Origin of the sequence: Herbaspirillum rhizosphaerae (genome assembly GCF_046025915.1) — a bacterium.
Classification (GTDB): domain Bacteria; phylum Pseudomonadota; class Gammaproteobacteria; order Burkholderiales; family Burkholderiaceae_D; genus Herbaspirillum; species Herbaspirillum rhizosphaerae_A.
In genome coordinates, this window is sequence record NZ_JAQQFR010000002.1 from 430723 (window position 1) to 449586 (window position 18864).

Genomic DNA, 18864 nt, shown 5'->3' on the forward strand with positions numbered 1-18864 from the left:
TTACGAAGCCAGTTTGCTCAACGAGGGCTTAATCCAGAACCCCCAGAATTTGTGCAATGATGAGGCGGTGGCCGTCAGGTGCAGCAGCTTGTCCTGCCCGGTCAGAATCAGCGAGAGGCTCTCCAGCCGTTTCTCGCGCAAGGCTTGCAGCAGGGGCGCAAACCAGGCTGCGTCGAGTGCTTCCACGCGGTGTAGCCAGACACCCCATTCATTGGCCAGGCCGGCTTCCAGCAAATCATCCAGCATCAGCAGACCACGCTCGGCAGGTGCGGCCAGAATGGCCTCGGCGGTGACATTGGATGGTTGAGATTCTTTTACCGTCAATGTTTCTGCCAAAGCCTGCGGCCAGCCGTTCAGATTGAAAGCAGTTTGATATACAGACGTGGCCGGTTTTGCTGAATTTGCAGTTGCGTCGGCACCGCCCCAGATCCATAAGGAATTGACGGCCTTCTTGCCGCGCATTTCGCGCTCTTCATTCAGGGACTCGGAGAACCACTGCATCTGCACTTCGTTTTGCAGCTTGCGCCAGGCCAGTTCGCCCGGGCCTTCCGGCATCCAGATGTCGATGTTGCGACCGCTGGCCGCTTGCGGTGAAGACGTCCGCAAACCGGCCCAATCGTCTGCGCGCATCATCCAGGTGGCGGCGTCGACGTAGATCAGGGTGCGGCCGATTTCCTCAAATAGCGGAAAAGCCGATTGAAACAGACGGCGAGAATGCGCCTCGTCCAGTTCCAGCTGACCGATGTCGGTCAGCACCAGATGATCGCGGGCGACGTGAATGTGGGCAGGTTGCAGCACAAACCAATGACCTTCCATTGCTTGCTGGCCATGCGAGCGCAAAATCGCTGCCGAAGCTGGAGGGCTGTTGCTTGGCTCGTCTTTGCCTTCGGCGGATGTCAGGCCGAATTGGCGGCTGATCCAATGCTCATGCGGCAGAGCGCGTGAAAACGGATCGAGATGCTGCAGGGGATGACTATTCTTGCTGCGCGCCAACAAAATGGCGAGCGCCGGGGCTTTGCACTGGCGCGTCAGGTCGCGCGCCAACTCGGCTTGCGGCAGGCCGAAAGGGATGAGGATATCGAGATGATTCATGCCGCGATTGTAGGCGAAAACCTTTCTTCCAGTCTAAATACCCAGAGGGAAAGCGCCTCTTTGCGGCAAGAGGTAAACGTGAATTAACGTCGGCGGTAAAACTAAGTCCGTGTTTTGCGATCTGAGTTGGCGACCCGGAACGCGGTACAGACCCTAAACGACAACAGTGAAAGATACCGGAGAGTGTGGCAAACTGGCGCATTGTCGTTCGGCATCGTTTTTACCGTGTTTTCCTCGGTTTTCTTGCGAACTTCCCCGTTTTGCATCGTTGTTGCCGCCGTTCCGGCAATTCTCCTTCGTGAAAAGTGAGCCCAGGTTTGAGTCTGATTAAAAATTTACCCTTCGAATGGCTGGTCGGCATTCGTTACACGCGAGCCGGAAAGCGTAGCGGCCGCAATAGTTTCATCTCCTTTATTTCCCTGATTTCCATGGCCGGCATCGCTCTTGGCGTTGCTGCGCTGATCGTTGTGCTGTCGGTGATGAACGGTTTTCAGAAAGAGGTGCGCGACCGCATGCTGTCGGTGCTATCGCATATCGAAGTGTTTGATGCGTCCGGCGCCATGCAGGACTGGCAGTCGGTCGCCAAGCAGACCTTTCAGAACAAGGAAGTCATCGGCGCCGCACCGTATGTGGCGGCGCAAGCCATGATGACGCGTGACGACAATGTGCGTGGTGTCGTCATTCGCGGCGTGCTGCCGTCGGAAGAGCCCAAGGTGTCGGATGTCGCGGGTCAGGTCAAGCAAGGCAAGTTTTCGGATCTCAAGCCGGGGGAATTCAATATCGTGCTCGGTGGCGAGCTGGCGCGCAGCCTGCGCGTCGGTCTTGGCGATAAGGTCACGCTGATCGCACCGCAGGGGCAGGTGACGCCGGCCGGCGTACTGCCGCGGCTGAAGCAGTTCACCGTGGTCGGTATCTTTGAAGCGGGGCATTACGAGTTCGATTCGTCGCTGGCGTTTATTCAGATCGAGGATGCGGAACGGCTGTTCCGTCTTGATGCGCCTTCCGGCGTGCGCCTGCGCATCAAGGACATGCTGCAGGCACCGCAGGTGACGTATGAGCTGTCGAAGACGCTCAACGGCAATCTGTATCTGCGCGACTGGTCGCAGCAAAACAGCAACTGGTTCGCGGCGGTAAAGACTGAGAAGCGCATGATGTTCATCATCCTGACGCTGATCATTGCGGTGGCGGCATTCAATCTGGTGTCGACGCTGGTAATGACAGTGACCGATAAACAGGCCGATATCGCCATCCTTCGCACGCTGGGCGCATCGCCTGGGTCGATCATGAAGATCTTCGTTATTCAGGGCGCGCTGGTCGGGTTGATCGGCACCGGCCTTGGCGTCGGTTTCGGTGTGCTGGTGGCGCTGAACATCGACGTGATCGTGCCATTCATTGAGCGCTTGCTGCACGTGCAGTTCTTGCCCAAGAGTATTTACGTGATTTCTGAATTGCCGTCCGACCTGATCTGGTCGGATGTGTGGACCATAGGTGGCGTAGCGTTAGTGCTGGCCTTCCTGGCGACGTTGTACCCAAGCTGGGCGGCAGCGCGCGTCAAACCGGCGGAGGCCCTGCGTTATGAATAATCCCATTACCAACAACGAAAATAATCAGATCGTGCTGTCCAGCCGCGGTCTGGGCAAGACTTTTACCCAAGGCAAATACTCGGTCAACGTGCTCAATGGTGTCGATATCGACGTCAAGGCGGGTGAGCAGGTTGCCATCGTCGGTGCTTCAGGCTCCGGTAAGTCGACGCTGTTGCATTTGCTGGGTGGCCTCGACACGCCGACCGGCGGTACTGTCAGCCTGCAAGGCAAGGATTTTGCCAGCCTGGGAGAAGCAGCGCGCGGCAACCTGCGTAATGTGGCGCTGGGTTTTGTCTACCAGTTCCATCATCTGCTGCCGGAGTTTTCTGCCTTGGACAACGTCGCCATGCCGCTGATGATTCGCCGCATCAAGCGCGATCAGGCGCAGGAGCAGGCGCGTGAAATTCTCGCCCGCGTCGGCTTGGAAAACCGTGTCCGCCACGTCCCGGGCGAACTGTCCGGCGGTGAGCGTCAACGTGTCGCCCTGGCGCGCGCGCTGGTCACCAAGCCGGCATGCGTGCTGGCTGACGAACCAACCGGCAACCTGGATCGCTCGACTGCCGACAAGACTTTTGAATTGATGATTGAGTTGTCACAAACCTTGGGTACAGCTTTTGTGATCGTCACGCATGACATCGAACTGGCGCGTCGCTGCGGCCGCGTGTTGCGATTGTCTGAAAATGGCTTGCAACTCTGGGAATAGGAGATCGTTTTGAATAAGAAAAATATTGGGAAAATTCTTATCGTGAGCATGCTATTGCTTAGTTCGCTCGCGCAAGCAAAGGAGACGCTGAGGGTACAGGTTCCCGCGGTGTTTGACGAACAGACGCCGATTGAGCCGAGTGTTAAAGCAGAGTGTGCGGTCGACCGAATCCTGGGCAATCACGTTTTCCAGAAGGTAGCCGACAAATATCCGGGTACCTTGCAAGTGACGGATCCCGCCAAGATGGAAAAGGGCAAGGTTCTGAAGCTGACGGTGTTGAGTGTGCAAGGTATTGGTGGCGGTGGCTGGACCGGACCCAAGGCGGTCACAGTGCGCGCCGATCTGGTACAGGATGGCGAAGTCGTGCAGACCGTGGTCAAGCGTGAGCATTCGCGCGGTGGCGTATTTGGCGGCATGCGTGGAACCTGCTCGATTCTCGAAATCGTGGCAGAGTCGCTGGGTCGCCAGATCGCCACTTGGCTGGTCAATCAGGACAGCAGTGGTTCGACCGTGCAGTCTGTGCCGGCAGCAAAAATCGACCAAAGCGTGCAAACTAAGCAAATAACTGAAGCGACAGACGACGTAAAACCGAAGTCCGAAGCAAAGCCGGAATAACCCGCGCCGAGCGAACGGTTGATTCGCGCGGTGTTTTAAAACTGTTTAACCTTTTGACGTACTGAGATCATCATGAATACCCGACAATGGCTAGAAAAGCTGGTCGCCTTTGACACCACCAGCCGCAACTCCAATCTCGAACTGATCACTACTGTGCGCGACAGTTTGCAGGCGCAGGGCATTACGCCTTGGTTTGCGCATAACAAGGAGCGCACCAAGGCCAATCTGTTCGCCACGCTGCCGGCCACGCAAGGCCCGGAAGCGGGCAATACCCAAGGCGGTATCGTGTTGTCGGGTCACACCGACGTGGTGCCGGTCGACGGCCAGAATTGGGATAGCGATCCTTTCAAGCTGACCGAACGCGATGGCCTCCTGTACGGGCGCGGCAGCTGCGACATGAAGGGCTATATCGCTGCTTCGCTGGCGCTGGTGCCGGAATTCCTTGCCATGCCGCGCACCAAGCCGCTGCATCTGGCGTTTTCCTACGATGAAGAAATCGGCTGTGCAGGTGCACCGTCGATGCTGGCCGAGTTGCAGGAGCGCGGCATTCATCCGGAAGGCTGTGTCGTCGGCGAACCGACCAATATGCAAGTGGTGGTGGCGCACAAAGGTATCAATGTTTACTCGTGCAGCGTACACGGCAAGTCCGCACATTCTTCCTTGACGCCGCAGGGTTGCAACGCCATCGAATACGCCGCTCGCTTGATTTGCACCATCCGCGATTTTGCCGATGCGTATAAAGCCAACGGCCCTTACGATACGATGTATGACGTACCGTTTTCGACTATGACGACGAATCAGATTCGTGGTGGTATTGCGATCAACACGATTCCCAATTTGTGTGAATTTACCTACGAGTTCCGCAATCTGCCCGGCATGTCGCCGGAAAAGATTCAGGAACAGATCACGCATTACGTGCGCGATCACTTGCTGCCGAAGATGCAAGCCGAATATCCGGAAGCTAAAATCGATATCGGCGTCATCGCTGCCAGCCCGGCGCTGGAAACAGCGGAGCAGGAAGCCATCACGGCGCTGGTGCGCGCACTGACGCAGGACAACGAAAAGCGCAAGGTGGCCTATGCGACGGAAGCAGGCTTGTTCCAGCGCATTGGCATCCCGACCATCGTATGCGGCCCCGGCGATATCATCCAGGCGCACAAGCCGAATGAGTTCGTCGCGATTGCACAGCTGGAGCGTTGCGAAGAATTCCTGCGCAAGCTGGGTCGTTCGATGCAGTTGGCTTAAGCACTGAATGAAGCCTTCAGTCTGAGGCCTGAGCATAAACACAAAGCTCGGGGCCCGGACTGACAATCGATGCAAAAGATGACGGGTCTGTTTTTCAGGCCCGTCTTCGTTGATAATTGCGTGAATGACAGCGCTGAGGGGGAAGTGATAACTATCCCAACCTGAACGCGGCCATCGCATCTATCCCCTGATCTATATTGTGACCTGCCATGTGGATCGACACACACTGCCATCTTGATGCCGGTGAATTTGCCGGCGAAGAACTTGCTGTCGCCGATGAGGCGGCCGGGCAGGGCGTTGGCATGATCGTTGTGCCGGCGGTAGCAACATTCAATTTTCAGACGGTTGCCCAATTGGCGGCTCAGCGCACCAATTGCGTCTATGCACTGGGGATTCACCCGCTCTATGTTCCCAAGGCTGAAGAAAGCGATTTGACGCTCCTGCGCCAGGCGATTGAAGCGGCCTTGGCGGATAAGCGCTTTGTCGCCATCGGTGAAATCGGCCTCGACTTCTTCGTCCCCGAATTAAAAGAGGGCGCCTTGCGCGACAAGCAGGAGCACTTCTACAGCGAACAGCTCAAGCTGGCGCGTGAATACTCCTTGCCGGTGCTGCTGCACGTGCGGCGCTCGCAAGACATCATCCTCAAATACCTGCGCCGCATTGAAGTGCCCGGCGGCATCGCGCATGCTTTCAATGGCAGCCATCAGCAGGCGCAGACATTTATCGAACTGGGCTTCAAGCTGGGATTCGGCGGTGCGATGACGTTTCCGCGTTCGCTGCAGATCCGCCGCCTGGCTGCCGAGATGCCGCTGGAAGCCATCGTGCTGGAAACCGACGCGCCGGATATTTCTCCAGCCTGGCTCCATCCGACTCGCAATACGCCGAATCAGATCCCGCGTATCGGTGAGGTGCTGGCAGCATTGCGCGGCATGAGCATCCAAGAAGTCGCCTTGGCGACAGCTGCCAACGCGCGTGCGGCGATGCCGCGTCTTGCCGAGGTTTGCTAAGCGATGCGTAGCGCGATTCTCGGTTTCGCCGCAGGGATAGCGTTATTGCAGATGCAGGCCGAACTGTTGCCTTTCGAATGGCATATGGCTTTGCTGGCGGCAGCGGCCGTATTGCTGCTGATGGCCTGGCGATTAGGCAAGACAGGTATCGGCGCCGTGTTGCGGATCGCTGTGTTCAATATTGCCGGGATCTGCGTCGGCTTTGCCTGGGGCGGCTTGTATGCCCAATATCATCTGGATCAGGAACTGCCGGTGGCGTGGGAAGGTCAGGACGTTACGGTAGTCGGTACGGTCGACAGCTTGCCTTACCGGTTCGAGCGCGGCGTGCGTTTCAACTTTCTGGTTGAAACCATCGCTCCGCAAGTCAACGGCACACCGCCGATTCCCTCTCGTTTGTCGTTGGCCTGGTACACCGCTGGGCCATTTGAAAATACGGAAGCGATCTCGCCGGCCGTCCCTCAGGTACAACCGGGCGAACGCTGGCAACTCACTCTCCGCTTGAAACGCCCGCACGGCACGGCCAATCCCAACGGATTCGACTACGAAGTCTGGTTGCTGGAACAAGGCGTGCGCGCGACCGGTACTGTTCGTTCCGATGCGCAGCTGGCATACAAGAATCAGCGTTTGCAGGCCTTCGTTCAGACACCGGGAAATATTGTCCAGTATTGCCGGGGCTGGTTGCGTGACCGCATTTTGGCGGCCTTGCCGAAGCAGAAATATGCCAACGTCATCGTTGCGCTGGTCATTGGCGATCAACGTGCTATCGAGCAGTCCGACTGGGAGATTTTCAATCGCACCGGCGTCGGCCACCTTGTCGCGATTTCGGGGCTGCATATTACGATGATTGCGGGTTTATTTGCCGCATTGGTGGGCTTCTTGTGGCGCCGTTCTTTTTTCACGCGCGCACAATTGCCGCTGATCTTACCGGCGCCTAAAGTTGCTGTGTTGGCCGGTCTGGCAGCCGCGTTGATTTATGTCTTGCTGGCAGGTTTCGGTGTTCCCGCGCAGCGTACCTTGTATATGCTCGCGGTTGTCGGCATGGCGTTCTGGATGGGGCGGTTGACGCACGTCTCTTACGTACTTTCCCTCGCGCTCGGCGTGGTTTTACTGGCCGACCCCTGGGCCTTGCTGTGGCCGGGTTTCTGGCTGTCGTTCGGTGCGGTAGCAATCATCCTGTTTGCATCGTCCGGACGTACCGGCAGCGATGCGATTGCCGAGCCGGTTGTCATGACCGCTATTGAGCGGCATCGCAAACCGTCGCGCGTAGTGATGCTGTGGCGGGCAATACGCGCAGGCGCTTATACGCAATATATTGTGACCTTGGGTTTGTTGCCGCTGACTTTGCTGCTGTTTGGCCAGTATTCGCTGGTAAGTCCGTTGGCAAACGCGATTGCGATTCCACTGATTACGCTGCTGGTGGCGCCTTTGTCGCTACTTGGCAGTATTTTGCCGCCACCCTTGTCGACCTGGATATTGTGGTCGGCGCACGCCATGGTGGAGTGGCTGGTCGGCGTGCTTGGCTGGATGAGCAGTCAGCCGTTTGCCGTCTGGCAAACACCGCTGCCGACAATGTGGATGTTTTTGCTGGCGCTGGCCGGAACCCTGTTGCTGCTGGCACCGCGGGGCTGGCCGGCACGTTGGCTGGGGCTGTTCGGCTGGCTGCCATTGTTATTGAATACGCCGACCTGGCCGGAAGAGGGCAAGATGCAGGTCACCGCCTTCGATGTCGGGCAGGGCATGGCCTTGCTGGTGGAAACGGCGGAACATCGCCTGCTCTACGATACAGGCCCGGCGTATTCACGGGAGTCGGATGGCGGCAGTCGGGTGATCGTCCCCTATCTCAAATCACGTGGAATCAATCATCTGGACGTGGTCGTGGTTTCTCATAGCGACAATGATCACTCTGGCGGGGCGTTATCCGTGCTGAAGGATATCAGTGTTGACCGCGTGTATTCCTCCTTATCGCCCGCCAGTCCGATCGTGCAAGCCGCGCCGGATCACCGGCGCTGTCTGGCCGGTCAGCATTGGCGTTGGGACGGTGCCGAGTTCAGCATGCTCTATCCTGTGCAGGCCATCTACGATAGCGACAAATGGAAGCCGAATGCGCACAGTTGCGTGCTGAAAGTCAGTCTGGGGAAAAATTCCATCCTTTTGCCCGGCGACATCGAGGCAATACAAGAGGATGAGCTGGTCAATAGCCCTGCAGCGGCTAATTTACGCGCCACCGTCCTGCTGGCGCCTCATCACGGTAGCGGGACGTCCTCGACAGAGGCCTTTTTGCGGGCAGTCAACCCCGAAGTGGCGTTGTTTCAGGTCGGCTATCGCAACCGGTTCAATCATCCCAAACCGGCCGTATTCGAGCGCTATGCGCAGATGGGAATCCGCCGCATGCGTAATGACGAGGCGGGCGCCATTACCGTCTATTTCGACAAGGGCGTCACGGTTCAGGAGTATCGCCGCGAACACGCGCGATACTGGTACGGGCGGTGAGGGAAGGCCGGAGAAAATCGTCTATGAGATTATTGACCTTCCAATTGGCGTCCAGAGCCGCGCAGCTTCGCAGTGGTGAGCGGTATCGGGTGTCGTGGGAATACGTGGCGCCTGCCTGGGCCGGTGCCTATCAGTGGCTGGCGGGTCAATGGCAGCAGCGCTGCGGAAGTGCCATGGTGACAGCGCCCATATGGTGTTGGCAGCGGCTGGCCAGCGATTCAAACGCTATTGATTGTGCCGCCTTGTTATTCAGCCAGTATGAAAAAGAGCAGGGGATTCTGATGTTGGAGTTGGAAGTCCCGTCGGCATTGGTTCTGCTATCCTCGTATCGTTTCTGGAACGAGTTTCTTGGTGAGACAATTGACTCAGGAGCCGTATCCACGGAGGATGGGCGCTGGCGGCGGATGTTTTCGCGAAAAGCGTTGAAGAAGCGCACTGACAACGTTCAAGCGATTATTCCTTACATCGAGCCGGAATGGATTGTGTCCATGAGGCCGGTTGTATTTTTCGACGATATACCGTCTCAAGAACAACATGTCATGTACGTCGGACGCGGCGTCAAGCAACAGATTTTTCCTCATGAATAAACCGATTTTGCACTTTGCCCACGCCAACAGTTATCCGGCAGGAACCTACGGCATGTTTTTCGACCAGTTGCGTGAGCACTACGATGTCCGCGCTTTGCCGATGCATGCGCACAATCCCAAATATCCGGTCGATGACGGCTGGCGCAAACTGGGTAAGGAGCTGGGCGAAGAGCTGGCGCAGCGCTACAACGAGCCGGTGATTCTGGTCGGGCATTCCATGGGTGGCATCCTGAGTCTGCTGGCCGGGCGCAAGCGGCCTGACCTGGTGCGTTGCGTGGTCATGCTGGATTCGCCGATTGTGGCCGGCTGGCGGGCCTCGGCGCTGCATCTGGCCAAACTGTTCAATATCGAAAGCAAACGCTCGCCGGCAGTAGCTTCCATCAAGCGCCGTAATGCCTGGCCGGACATGGAGGCCGCTTATCAGCACTATGCCGCCAAGGCCATGTTTGCGGCCTGGCCGGAGCGCGTCTTGCGCGACTATGTCACCGCCGGCGTCGAGCCGGAGCCGTCCGGCGGCGTCAAGCTGCGCTTTACCCGCGAGACCGAAACTGCTGTCTATCGGACAATTCCGCATCACCTTGGCGCGTTGACGCGACGTCAATATCCGGTGCCGATCGGCTTTGTCGGCGGGACTAATTCAGTGGAGTGTCGCCTGGCGGGACTGGCTGCCACCAAAAAGCTGGTGGGACCGCATTTCAGGCAGATCCCGGGTGGGCATCTGTTTCCCATGGAGTCTCCCGATGCGGCAGCGGGCGCCACGCATGAAATGATTCAGGCCTTGCTTTCCGGGAAATAAAATTACGGGTTTTCCGGCGGGAAATCTGGCGCTTCCAGAAAACAGGAGGATCAAAAGCGGGCGGTTTGGGGTATAATTTGAATTTCCCGCACGTGCCGTTCGGCACTTCTTTGTAATGACCAAGTTTGTATTTGTCACTGGCGGCGTCGTGTCTTCCCTGGGTAAGGGAATTGCCGCCGCGTCTCTAGCCGCGATCCTCGAATCGCGCGGCCTCCGAGTCACCCTTCTTAAGCTCGATCCCTACATCAACGTTGATCCGGGAACGATGAGCCCATTCCAGCACGGCGAAGTCTTCGTTACCGACGACGGCGCCGAAACCGATCTGGATCTCGGCCACTACGAGCGTTTCATCACAGCCAAGATGAAGAAGGTGAACAATTTCACCACCGGCCAGATTTATGAGTCCGTGATCCGCAAGGAGCGCCGTGGCGAGTATCTGGGCAAGACCGTTCAGGTCATCCCGCATATCACCAACGAAATTCAGGATTTCATTCACCGCGGCGCCGAAGGCTTCGACGTGGCGCTGGTCGAAATCGGCGGTACTGTCGGCGACATTGAATCCCTGCCTTTCCTCGAAGCAGCGCGTCAGCTGAGCCTGCGCGCCGGCCGCAATGCCGCTGCCTTCGTGCATCTGACGCTGGTGCCTTACCTTGCTTCGGCGGGTGAGCTCAAGACCAAGCCGACTCAGCACAGCGTGCAAAAGCTGCGTGAAATCGGTATTTCGCCGGACGCCTTGCTGTGCCGTGCGGATCGCCGGATTCCTGATGACGAGCGCGACAAGATTTCGCTGTTCTCCAACGTGGTCGCGGACGCCGTGATTTCGGTGTGGGATGCAGATAGCATCTATAAGATTCCGCAGATGTTGCACGACCAGGGATTGGATAACATCATCTGCGAAAAATTGGCGTTGTCGCCGAAACCGGCAGATTTGTCGGTCTGGGACAAGCTGATCCACGCGCAAGAAAATCCTTCGCACGAAGTCACCATCGGCATGGTCGGCAAGTATGTCGATCTGACCGAGTCGTATAAATCGCTGACTGAAGCGTTGCGCCACGCTGGTATCCATACCGGTAGCCGCGTCAATATCGAGTACCTGGATTCGGAAGAAATCGAAACCACCGGCACCGCCGAATTGGCCAAGTACGATGCGATTCTGGTGCCGGGCGGCTTCGGCAAGCGCGGTGTGGAAGGCAAGATTGCTGCGGCAAAATTTGCGCGTGAACACAAAGTGCCTTACCTCGGTATCTGCCTGGGTATGCAAGTGGCCCTGCTGGAATATGCGCGCAACAAGGCCGGTCTGACCAAGGCCAATTCCACCGAGTTCGATCCGGAAACGGAACAACCGGTGGTAGCTTTGATCGACGAGTGGCAAAACCACGACGGCAAGGTTGAAAAGCGCGACGCCAATTCGGATCTGGGCGGCACCATGCGTCTGGGCGCGCAAACCTGTGACGTCAAGCCGGGCACGCTGGCATCTGAAATCTACGGTAACAAGGTAACGGAGCGTCATCGCCACCGTTACGAAGCGAACAATTTTTACCTGCCGCGCGTTGAAGACGCAGGCTTGGTGGTCTCGGCGCGTACGCCGAGCGAAGATCTGTGCGAAATCATGGAACTGCCACGCACCGGTGGCGAAAATGCTCACCCTTGGTATCTGGGCGTGCAGTATCACCCGGAGTTCAAGTCGACTCCGCGCGATGGTCATCCATTGTTCATCTCGTACATCAAAGCTGCGCTTGCGCACCATGACGCGACGGCCGCAACTGCAGCAAAAGGAAAAGCATGAAACTGTGCGGTTTTGACATCGGCCTCGATCAGCCGTTTTTCCTGATCGCAGGCACCTGCGTGATCGAATCGGAACAGATGGCGCTGGATACTGCCGGTACCTTGAAAGAAATCACGACTGAACTGGGTATCCCGTTCATCTACAAGTCGTCCTTCGACAAGGCCAACCGTTCATCCGGTACGTCATTCCGCGGTCTGGGTATGGAAAAGGGCTTGGAGATTCTGGCCAAGGTCAAGAAGCAGATCGGCGTGCCGGTGTTGACCGACATCCACGAAATCGACGAAATCAAGCCGGTTTCGGAAGTCGTCGATGTGCTGCAAACGCCAGCCTTTTTGTGCCGCCAGACTGACTTCATCCGCGCCTGCGCGCAGTCGGGTCGTCCGGTCAATATCAAGAAGGGCCAGTTTCTGGCACCGCACGACATGATCAACGTGATCGCCAAAGCGCGCGCAGCTGCCAAGGAAGCCGGTCTGCCTGAAGACAACTTCATGGCATGCGAACGCGGCGTGTCGTTTGGTTATAACAATCTGGTTTCGGACATGCGCAGCCTTGCGATCATGCGCGAAACCGGTGCACCGGTCGTGTTCGATGCTACCCACTCGGTGCAGTTGCCGGGCGGGCAGGGCACATCGTCCGGCGGCCAGCGCGAATTCGTACCCGTACTTGCCCGTGCGGCGATTGCGGCAGGTATTGCCGGCGTGTTTATGGAAACACACCCGAACCCGGCCGAGGCCAAATCCGATGGCCCCAACGCTGTTCCACTGGCTCGTATCAAGGAGCTGCTGGGCACGATGATCGAACTGGATCGCATCGTGAAGAAGTCAGTTTTCCTGGAAAACGATTTTTCCTGAAGCTGAACGGGTAGCGTGTCTTTGCGGTATATCCGTCGAGATGCGCAACCCGGACTTCTCTCTATAAAAATTTGCTAAAACCTTGCTTGATGGAGATGTTTGAATGAGTGCAATCGTTGATATTATCGGCCGTGAAATAATCGACTCGCGCGGCAATCCTACTGTCGAATGCGACGTCCTGCTGGAATCCGGCGTACTGGGTCGTGCCGCTGTGCCGTCCGGCGCCTCGACCGGTTCGCGCGAAGCGATCGAACTGCGTGACGGCGACAAGAGCCGTTACTTCGGCAAGGGCGTGCTGCAAGCCTGCGAAAATATCAACACCGAGATCTCCGAAGCGATCATGGGTCTGGACGCCAACGAACAGGCTTTCCTCGACCGTACTCTGATCGACCTCGATGGCACCGAAAACAAGGCACGCCTGGGCGCCAACGCTACGCTGGCAGTGTCGATGGCTGTGGCCAAGGCTGCTGCTGAAGAAGCCGGCCTGCCCCTGTATCGCTATTTCGGCGGTAGTGGTTCGATGCAAATGCCTGTACCGATGATGAATGTCATCAATGGCGGCATGCATGCAGACAACAATCTCGATCTGCAAGAATTCATGATCATCCCGGTTGGCGCACCAAGCTTCCGCGAAGCGATTCGCTACGGCGCAGAAGTGTTCCACACCCTGAAGAAGATCCTGCACGCCAAGGGTCTGGCGACTTCGGTCGGCGACGAAGGCGGCTTTGCGCCGAACGTGGCCAGCCACGAAGCAGCGATCCAGTTGATTCTGCAAGCGATCGAAGAAGCCGGCTACGAGCCAGGCACGCAGATCGCTCTGGGTCTGGATTGCGCCGCTACCGAGTACTACAAGGATGGCAACTACCACCTGGCAGGCGAAAACATGGTGCTGACACCAGCCCAGAAGACCGGCTTGCTGGCATCATGGTGCGACAAGTATCCGATCATCAGCATCGAAGACGGCATGGCTGAAAACGATTGGGCCGGATGGAAGCTGCTGACCGAAACACTGGGCAAGAAGGTCCAGCTGGTCGGCGACGATCTGTTCGTCACCAACACCAAGATCCTGAAAGAAGGCATCGACAAGAACATCGCCAACTCGATCCTGATCAAGATCAACCAGATTGGTACTTTGACCGAAACGTTCGCCGCCATCGAAATGGCCAAGCGTGCCGGTTATACCGCGGTGATCTCGCACCGTTCGGGCGAAACCGAAGACTCGACCATCGCTGACATCGCTGTCGGCACCAACGCGCTGCAAATCAAGACAGGTTCGATGTCGCGTTCGGATCGCATGGCCAAGTACAACCAGTTGCTGCGTATCGAGGAAGACCTCGGCGATATCGCCAGCTATCCTGGCCGTTCGGCTTTCTACAATCTGAAGTAAGCAAGATGTCCGGCAGCATTCGTCTGCCGGACAATCACCCGGCATTCTTACGATGCGCCTGATCATCCTCTGCCTCACAGCACTTCTGGTGCTGATCCAATATCCGCTTTGGTTGGGCAAAGGCGGATGGTTGCGGGTATGGGATCTGGACAAGCAAGTCCAGCAGGCGCAAAAGAAGAATGACGAGCTCAAAGCGCGCAACGCCAAGCTTGAATCCGAAGTCGAAGACCTGAAGCAGGGTACCGGTTCGGTGGAAGAGCGCGCTCGCTACGAGTTGGGCATGATCAAGCAGAACGAAGTGTTCATCCAGGTATTGGATGGCAATCCAGCCGGCAGCAGAACACCGCCGGCTTCAGCTGTTTCATCGACTTCAACTGCGCTACCTTCTGGCGCTACTGCTGCATCAGGCTCAATCGGCTCCGCCAAACCGGTATCCTCCCCGCCTTCCTCCTCGTCCTCCCGCTAGGACAGGAAACCTTCATGTCTCTCAACGATAGTCTGCCCTTGCTGGGCTTCGTCACGACGCCGTTGGAGCTCATTTCCTTTGTGCTGGCGATCATGACCGTCGCGCTCAATATTCGCCAGAACCATTGGGCATGGCTATTCTCGATTCTGTCGTCGGTACTCTACGGTTTTGTTTTTATCAATTCACGCCTTTACGGCGATGCCGGTCTGCAGTGCGTCTTTGTCGCAGTCTCGGTATGGGGCTGGTATCAATGGCTGCGTGGCGGCACCGAGCATCAGCCGTTACAGGTCTCACGCCTGAATACGCGTGGCGTGTTGTGGTCTGCTGTGGCGTGGATGGTGGGATTCGGCGTATTGTCCGTTTTCCTGCATCGGTTCACCGATACGGACGTGCCGCACATGGACGGCTTTCTTACAGCCGGGAGCCTGGTCGGGCAGTTTTTGTTATCACGCAAGAAGATTGAAAACTGGCTGGTCTGGATCGCCGTTGATGTGCTCTACGTCGGCTTGTATCTCTACAAGCATCTGACGCTGACAGCGGTGCTGTATGGATTGTTTGTGTTGCTGGCAATCGCCGGTTGGCGCACGTGGCGCCAACCTCAATCTGTGCTGCCTGTTTAAGATCGGGGCCACGACGCCCGGTCGTCATTTTTGACCTGAATTGGTTGTGGATCAGTCAGCGATCAGTCAGCAAGCACGACGCGGTTCTTGCCCGCATTCTTTGCCTTGTACAGCGCTACGTCGGCACGCTTGATCAGATCAGCCTGACCTTCACCCGCTGCGCGATAGGCGACACCCGCGCTAAAGGTGATCAGCAAGCGCTGCGTGTTATGCATGAAGATGCGCTTAGTCAGCTCGCGCTGTACGCGGGTAATGATTTGCATCGCTTCGGTTGGCTCCGTTTCCGGCAACAGCACCAAAAACTCCTCGCCGCCGAAACGCGCAATCACGTCCAGCTTGCGCAGCGTATCCTTGACCACATTCACCAAATGGACCAGGACTTCGTCGCCGGTGGCGTGACCATGGGTGTCATTGATGCGTTTGAAATCATCGAGGTCGAGCAGGGCGATGCACAGTGGTGTGCTACGGCGCTCGGCATTGATGACTTCACGTTCCAGCGATTCGTCCATGCCACGGCGGTTCAGGCTGCCGGTCAGTTGGTCTTCTCGCACCAGCTCGCCCATATGCACGAGTTGCGACTCCAATGCCTGAATACGGGCTTCGGCTTTTTGCATTTCCTGGCGCGCGTTGATCATCTCATCGCGTGAGCGCAAGGCTTCGTCCTGTGCATCCTTGGTGGCATTCATGATGCCGGTCAGCACCGAGTTCAGGTCGCTGATGTCGGATGCCTGGCTGATTTGCTGCGAAAAACCGGTAATCGTCTTGTGATAATTGTCGGTCGTCGACACCATCGCGCTCAGGCGGTCGACGAAGGTCAGCATCAGATTCTTGGCCGTGACCTTTTCTTCTGACAGCGTGTTCTTCAGCAAACCTTGCTTGTAAATGACTTCCTTGAGCGTTTTGGTGGCGTCGGCCAGCGAGGTCTTGCTGATTGGTCCGGTGATCAATTCCTGAACGGCGGTGATCTGGCTGCTCAGCCACGATCCCTTTTCCAGTAGTCCATGGATGTTTTCCAGCAGCAGCTGGAACAGGCGCATCAGCAGTTCTTGCTGTTGAGCGATGTCTTCCGACTTCAACTCGATCTGAAAGCTCATCTGCTTGATGCGGCCGATGACGTCGTTCATGGCCTGTTCGGAGAACGCAGTCTTCAGATCGTTGCCGATGGTTTTTGATTCCAGCACCAGATCAGGCGCATCTTGCAGCAACGACGCCAGATTGAAGATCAGCACGCGCGCCAGCACTTCACGCAGCATCTTTTCCTTCTTGCTGTCGCGGATGAACTGACGTTCCAGATCGATTGGCACCAATTCGCCATGTGGCACCAGATTGCGTGAAGGAAAGTACTGCTCGACGAAGTTGTCCAGTTCCTCGCTATATTCTTTCCAGTTACTGCTATCGATTGAGGTGGACAGACGTTGTCCCAGCTTACCGATATCGCCGGGCTGCTGCGTCAGATGGACGGCAAAGGCGGCAAGTACAGTTTCCGGTTTGACGCCGCTATTGTTGCCGGCGATCTCTTCGTAGGCTTCGCGGTAGGCTTCAGGAGTGGGAGCAACGCGTCGCGTGGCGAGCTGCTGGAAGGCTTCGCGCGCGATATCGACTGGACTTTGAGCTGGCTTTTTGGACATGCCTGATGTGCGGCTTCTTATTCAAACAGATATTCAAACGGATTGTGAATGGCTTGGCTGGGGTCTGCAGTCATCTCCGGTTTTTTGTCATCCTTTACACCCGTAAAGAATAAAAATAAGCAGGACAAAACAGGGTTGATGGCCGGATCCGGACGCCTTCCTTTAACGCATTTTACCGTCAGGCGGTGCACTCAGGGCGGGGCTTTATTCGCTTTTATTCAACTAAGTTGTTTTTCAATGCATAGTGCGTCAGCTCGGCGTTGTGGCGCAGCTTCATCTTTGCCAGCACGCGTGACCGGTACATGCTGATCGTTTTGACGGACAGCAATAATTCCGTCGCAATGTCGCTGACGGTTTTGCCGGAAGCAATCATCACCATGGTTTGATATTCACGGTCCGACAAGGCTTCGTGCAGCGGCGTCTCATGGTCGAAACCGATCTGGTTGGCCAGCTCTTGCGCCAGCGAAGGACTGATGTATTTGCGGCCTGCTGCGGCCTGGCGAATTGCATTGATCAGATCTGCCGGTGCAGCCTGTTTGCTCAAAAAGCCTGCTGCACCCGCTTTGAGTGCGCGTATCGCATACTGATCCTCTCGATGGATAGACAGGATCAACACCGGCAGTTTCGGCATTTCCTTCTTGATCTGCTTGAGTACTTCAATACCGGTACGGTCGGGCAATACGATGTCGAGCAGGAGAACATCGCAATTGCCGAGGCGACAGAGTTTGATGGTTTCCAGGCCGTTTTCGGCGCTGCCGACAACGACGACGTCCTTGGTGCTACTGCAAATCTGTTTTAGTCCTTCTCGCACGATGGCATGATCGTCGGCAATGGCAACTTTAATGGCAGCACTGTTTTTTTTCGTCATGGGCTTTGGAAGCGTCTCTCGTCGGACTCAATGTGAGCGCTATTTTATAAGGTTAGTGGGCGATAGGACAGGAAGTACAACGCGGAGTTTCAGTCCACCTTGCGCCACGGACTCCAGTGTCAACGATGCGCCGATGCTTTCGGCGCGATGATGCATTCCTCTGATTCCCGATGACTCGGTGCGCTTTGCCGGATCGGCGCTGGCAGGGATGCCGACACCGTCGTCAATGATTTCCATGACGAGCTGTCCGGGCCCGTGTACTAAACTGATGTCCACATGGCGGGCATGTGCATGCCGACTGGCATTGTGCAAGGCTTCGCGGGCAATACGATACAGGCTGATCATCTGAAATGGATCAAGCAACGCATCAGGCAAATCGTTTTCGCTGAGCATGCGATGCGGAATACCGGTCTGTCTTGCGTATGTTCTGGCAAGCCACTCCAGTGCCGCCAGCAAACCGAGATCCAACACGGCAGGGCGCAGATCATCGATGATGTCGTGCATCGCACCGATGGCGTCGTCGACGAGCTGATCGGCAAACTGCAATTGTTCGCGCGCGCTAGCATCACGTGACGCGGCGTCTTGTCCCAGCTGTGCCACAGCCATCTTGATGGCGGTGAGCCGGCTACCGAGTTCATCGTGCAAATCTCTGGCGATACGCTCGCGCTCGGCTTCCTTGATACGTTCTTCGGATGAGGCGACCCGATGCACGGGTTCGGTAGGGCTGCTCATGTCGGCAAGTTCCACATTGCGATGAATCAAGGTGAAATCATAAGGTAGATACGCCGGAACAGGGCTTCGAGAGGGGTAAATGCCGAAAAGTTAATTTTCCAAGGGGATTTTGGGAAGTTTTTTGGTGCGTGGCTTCCATTTCGATCTAAAGTGGTGCTATAATTTCATTTTTCGCGGCTGTAGCTCAGCTGGATAGAGTACTTGGCTACGAACCAAGGGGTCGTGGGTTCGATTCCTGCCAGCCGCACCAGATATAAAGGGTCCATCGCAAGATGGGCCCTTTTGTCTTTTCCGTCACGGAAAACTGTTTTCCGCTCTTTATGTGTTGGGTTCCTGCAATCCTCGCATTCGGCTCAGGTCGCTGATATTTCCTGTTGCCTGATTTTCTCCGCTATCAGAAGTTGCCCT

General features: G+C 56.6%; 17 protein-coding genes and 1 tRNA gene. 14 read left to right on the forward strand and 4 right to left on the reverse strand.

What is annotated here, in order from left to right:
• Positions 1 to 1092 (reverse strand): hypothetical protein, encoded by a 1092-nt coding sequence (locus PQR63_RS04550; RefSeq protein ID WP_408166003.1) that lies wholly within the window; start codon positions 1090 to 1092, stop codon positions 1 to 3.
• Between the two features lie 317 nt (positions 1093 to 1409).
• On the opposite strand from PQR63_RS04550, the gene PQR63_RS04555 reads away from it, so the two are divergent.
• The 13 genes from PQR63_RS04555 to pnuC all read left to right on the forward strand — a co-directional run bounded on the left by PQR63_RS04555 (position 1410) and on the right by pnuC (position 15228).
• Positions 1410 to 2675: a lipoprotein-releasing ABC transporter permease subunit gene (locus PQR63_RS04555; protein WP_408166005.1), complete on the forward strand. Its 1266-nt coding sequence runs from the start codon at positions 1410 to 1412 to the stop codon at positions 2673 to 2675.
• Complete coding sequence (lolD, locus tag PQR63_RS04560) at positions 2668 to 3378, forward strand: lipoprotein-releasing ABC transporter ATP-binding protein LolD (protein WP_408166007.1); 711 nt, start codon at positions 2668 to 2670, stop codon at positions 3376 to 3378. The genes PQR63_RS04555 and lolD overlap by 8 nt, the downstream gene beginning before the upstream one ends.
• A gap of 48 nt (positions 3379 to 3426) precedes the next feature.
• Positions 3427 to 3993, forward strand: coding sequence for a hypothetical protein (locus PQR63_RS04565; RefSeq protein ID WP_408166142.1), 567 nt, complete (start codon positions 3427 to 3429; stop codon positions 3991 to 3993).
• Between the two features lie 72 nt (positions 3994 to 4065).
• Complete coding sequence (gene argE, locus PQR63_RS04570) at positions 4066 to 5238, forward strand: acetylornithine deacetylase (RefSeq protein WP_094563468.1); 1173 nt, start codon at positions 4066 to 4068, stop codon at positions 5236 to 5238.
• Between the two features lie 209 nt (positions 5239 to 5447).
• Entirely contained in the window at positions 5448 to 6245 is a 798-nt protein-coding gene (locus PQR63_RS04575; protein ID WP_408166009.1) for a TatD family hydrolase, read from the forward strand.
• Positions 6246 to 6248: 3 nt separating this feature from the next.
• Positions 6249 to 8735, forward strand: coding sequence for a DNA internalization-related competence protein ComEC/Rec2 (locus PQR63_RS04580; RefSeq protein WP_408166011.1), 2487 nt, complete (start codon positions 6249 to 6251; stop codon positions 8733 to 8735).
• Between the two features lie 23 nt (positions 8736 to 8758).
• On the forward strand, positions 8759 to 9322 hold the full coding sequence (locus PQR63_RS04585) for a DUF3841 domain-containing protein (protein WP_408166013.1): 564 nt from the start codon (positions 8759 to 8761) through the stop codon (positions 9320 to 9322).
• Positions 9315 to 10118, forward strand: coding sequence for an alpha/beta fold hydrolase (locus PQR63_RS04590; RefSeq protein ID WP_408166015.1), 804 nt, complete (start codon positions 9315 to 9317; stop codon positions 10116 to 10118). The genes PQR63_RS04585 and PQR63_RS04590 overlap by 8 nt, the downstream gene beginning before the upstream one ends.
• 115 nt (positions 10119 to 10233) lie before the next feature.
• The gene (gene pyrG / locus PQR63_RS04595) at positions 10234 to 11904 is read left to right on the forward strand and encodes a CTP synthase (protein ID WP_408166016.1); all 1671 of its coding nucleotides are present in this window, start codon (positions 10234 to 10236) and stop codon (positions 11902 to 11904) included.
• Positions 11901 to 12755, forward strand: coding sequence for a 3-deoxy-8-phosphooctulonate synthase (gene kdsA / locus PQR63_RS04600; RefSeq protein ID WP_408166018.1), 855 nt, complete (start codon positions 11901 to 11903; stop codon positions 12753 to 12755). Before pyrG ends, kdsA begins: the two co-directional genes overlap by 4 nt.
• A gap of 103 nt (positions 12756 to 12858) precedes the next feature.
• On the forward strand, positions 12859 to 14142 hold the full coding sequence (gene eno / locus PQR63_RS04605; protein ID WP_408166020.1) for a phosphopyruvate hydratase: 1284 nt from the start codon (positions 12859 to 12861) through the stop codon (positions 14140 to 14142).
• 52 nt (positions 14143 to 14194) lie between these two features.
• Positions 14195 to 14608 (forward strand): cell division protein FtsB, encoded by a 414-nt coding sequence (ftsB, locus tag PQR63_RS04610; protein WP_408166022.1) that lies wholly within the window; start codon positions 14195 to 14197, stop codon positions 14606 to 14608.
• A 14-nt stretch (positions 14609 to 14622) separates the two neighbouring features.
• Positions 14623 to 15228, forward strand: coding sequence for a nicotinamide riboside transporter PnuC (pnuC, locus tag PQR63_RS04615; protein ID WP_408166024.1), 606 nt, complete (start codon positions 14623 to 14625; stop codon positions 15226 to 15228).
• 62 nt (positions 15229 to 15290) lie between these two features.
• Here pnuC and PQR63_RS04620 read toward each other — a convergent pair whose 3' ends face one another.
• From PQR63_RS04620 to PQR63_RS04630, 3 genes are all read right to left on the reverse strand, one after another.
• On the reverse strand, positions 15291 to 16856 hold the full coding sequence (locus PQR63_RS04620; protein ID WP_408166025.1) for a GGDEF domain-containing protein: 1566 nt from the start codon (positions 16854 to 16856) through the stop codon (positions 15291 to 15293).
• A gap of 214 nt (positions 16857 to 17070) precedes the next feature.
• Positions 17071 to 17724 (reverse strand): response regulator, encoded by a 654-nt coding sequence (locus PQR63_RS04625; protein ID WP_408166027.1) that lies wholly within the window; start codon positions 17722 to 17724, stop codon positions 17071 to 17073.
• 39 nt (positions 17725 to 17763) lie between these two features.
• On the reverse strand, positions 17764 to 18456 hold the full coding sequence (locus tag PQR63_RS04630) for a sensor histidine kinase (RefSeq protein ID WP_408166029.1): 693 nt from the start codon (positions 18454 to 18456) through the stop codon (positions 17764 to 17766).
• 173 nt (positions 18457 to 18629) lie between these two features.
• Here PQR63_RS04630 and PQR63_RS04635 point away from each other — a divergent pair.
• Positions 18630 to 18706, forward strand: a tRNA-Arg gene (locus PQR63_RS04635).
• The last annotated feature ends 158 nt before the right edge of the window (positions 18707 to 18864 follow it).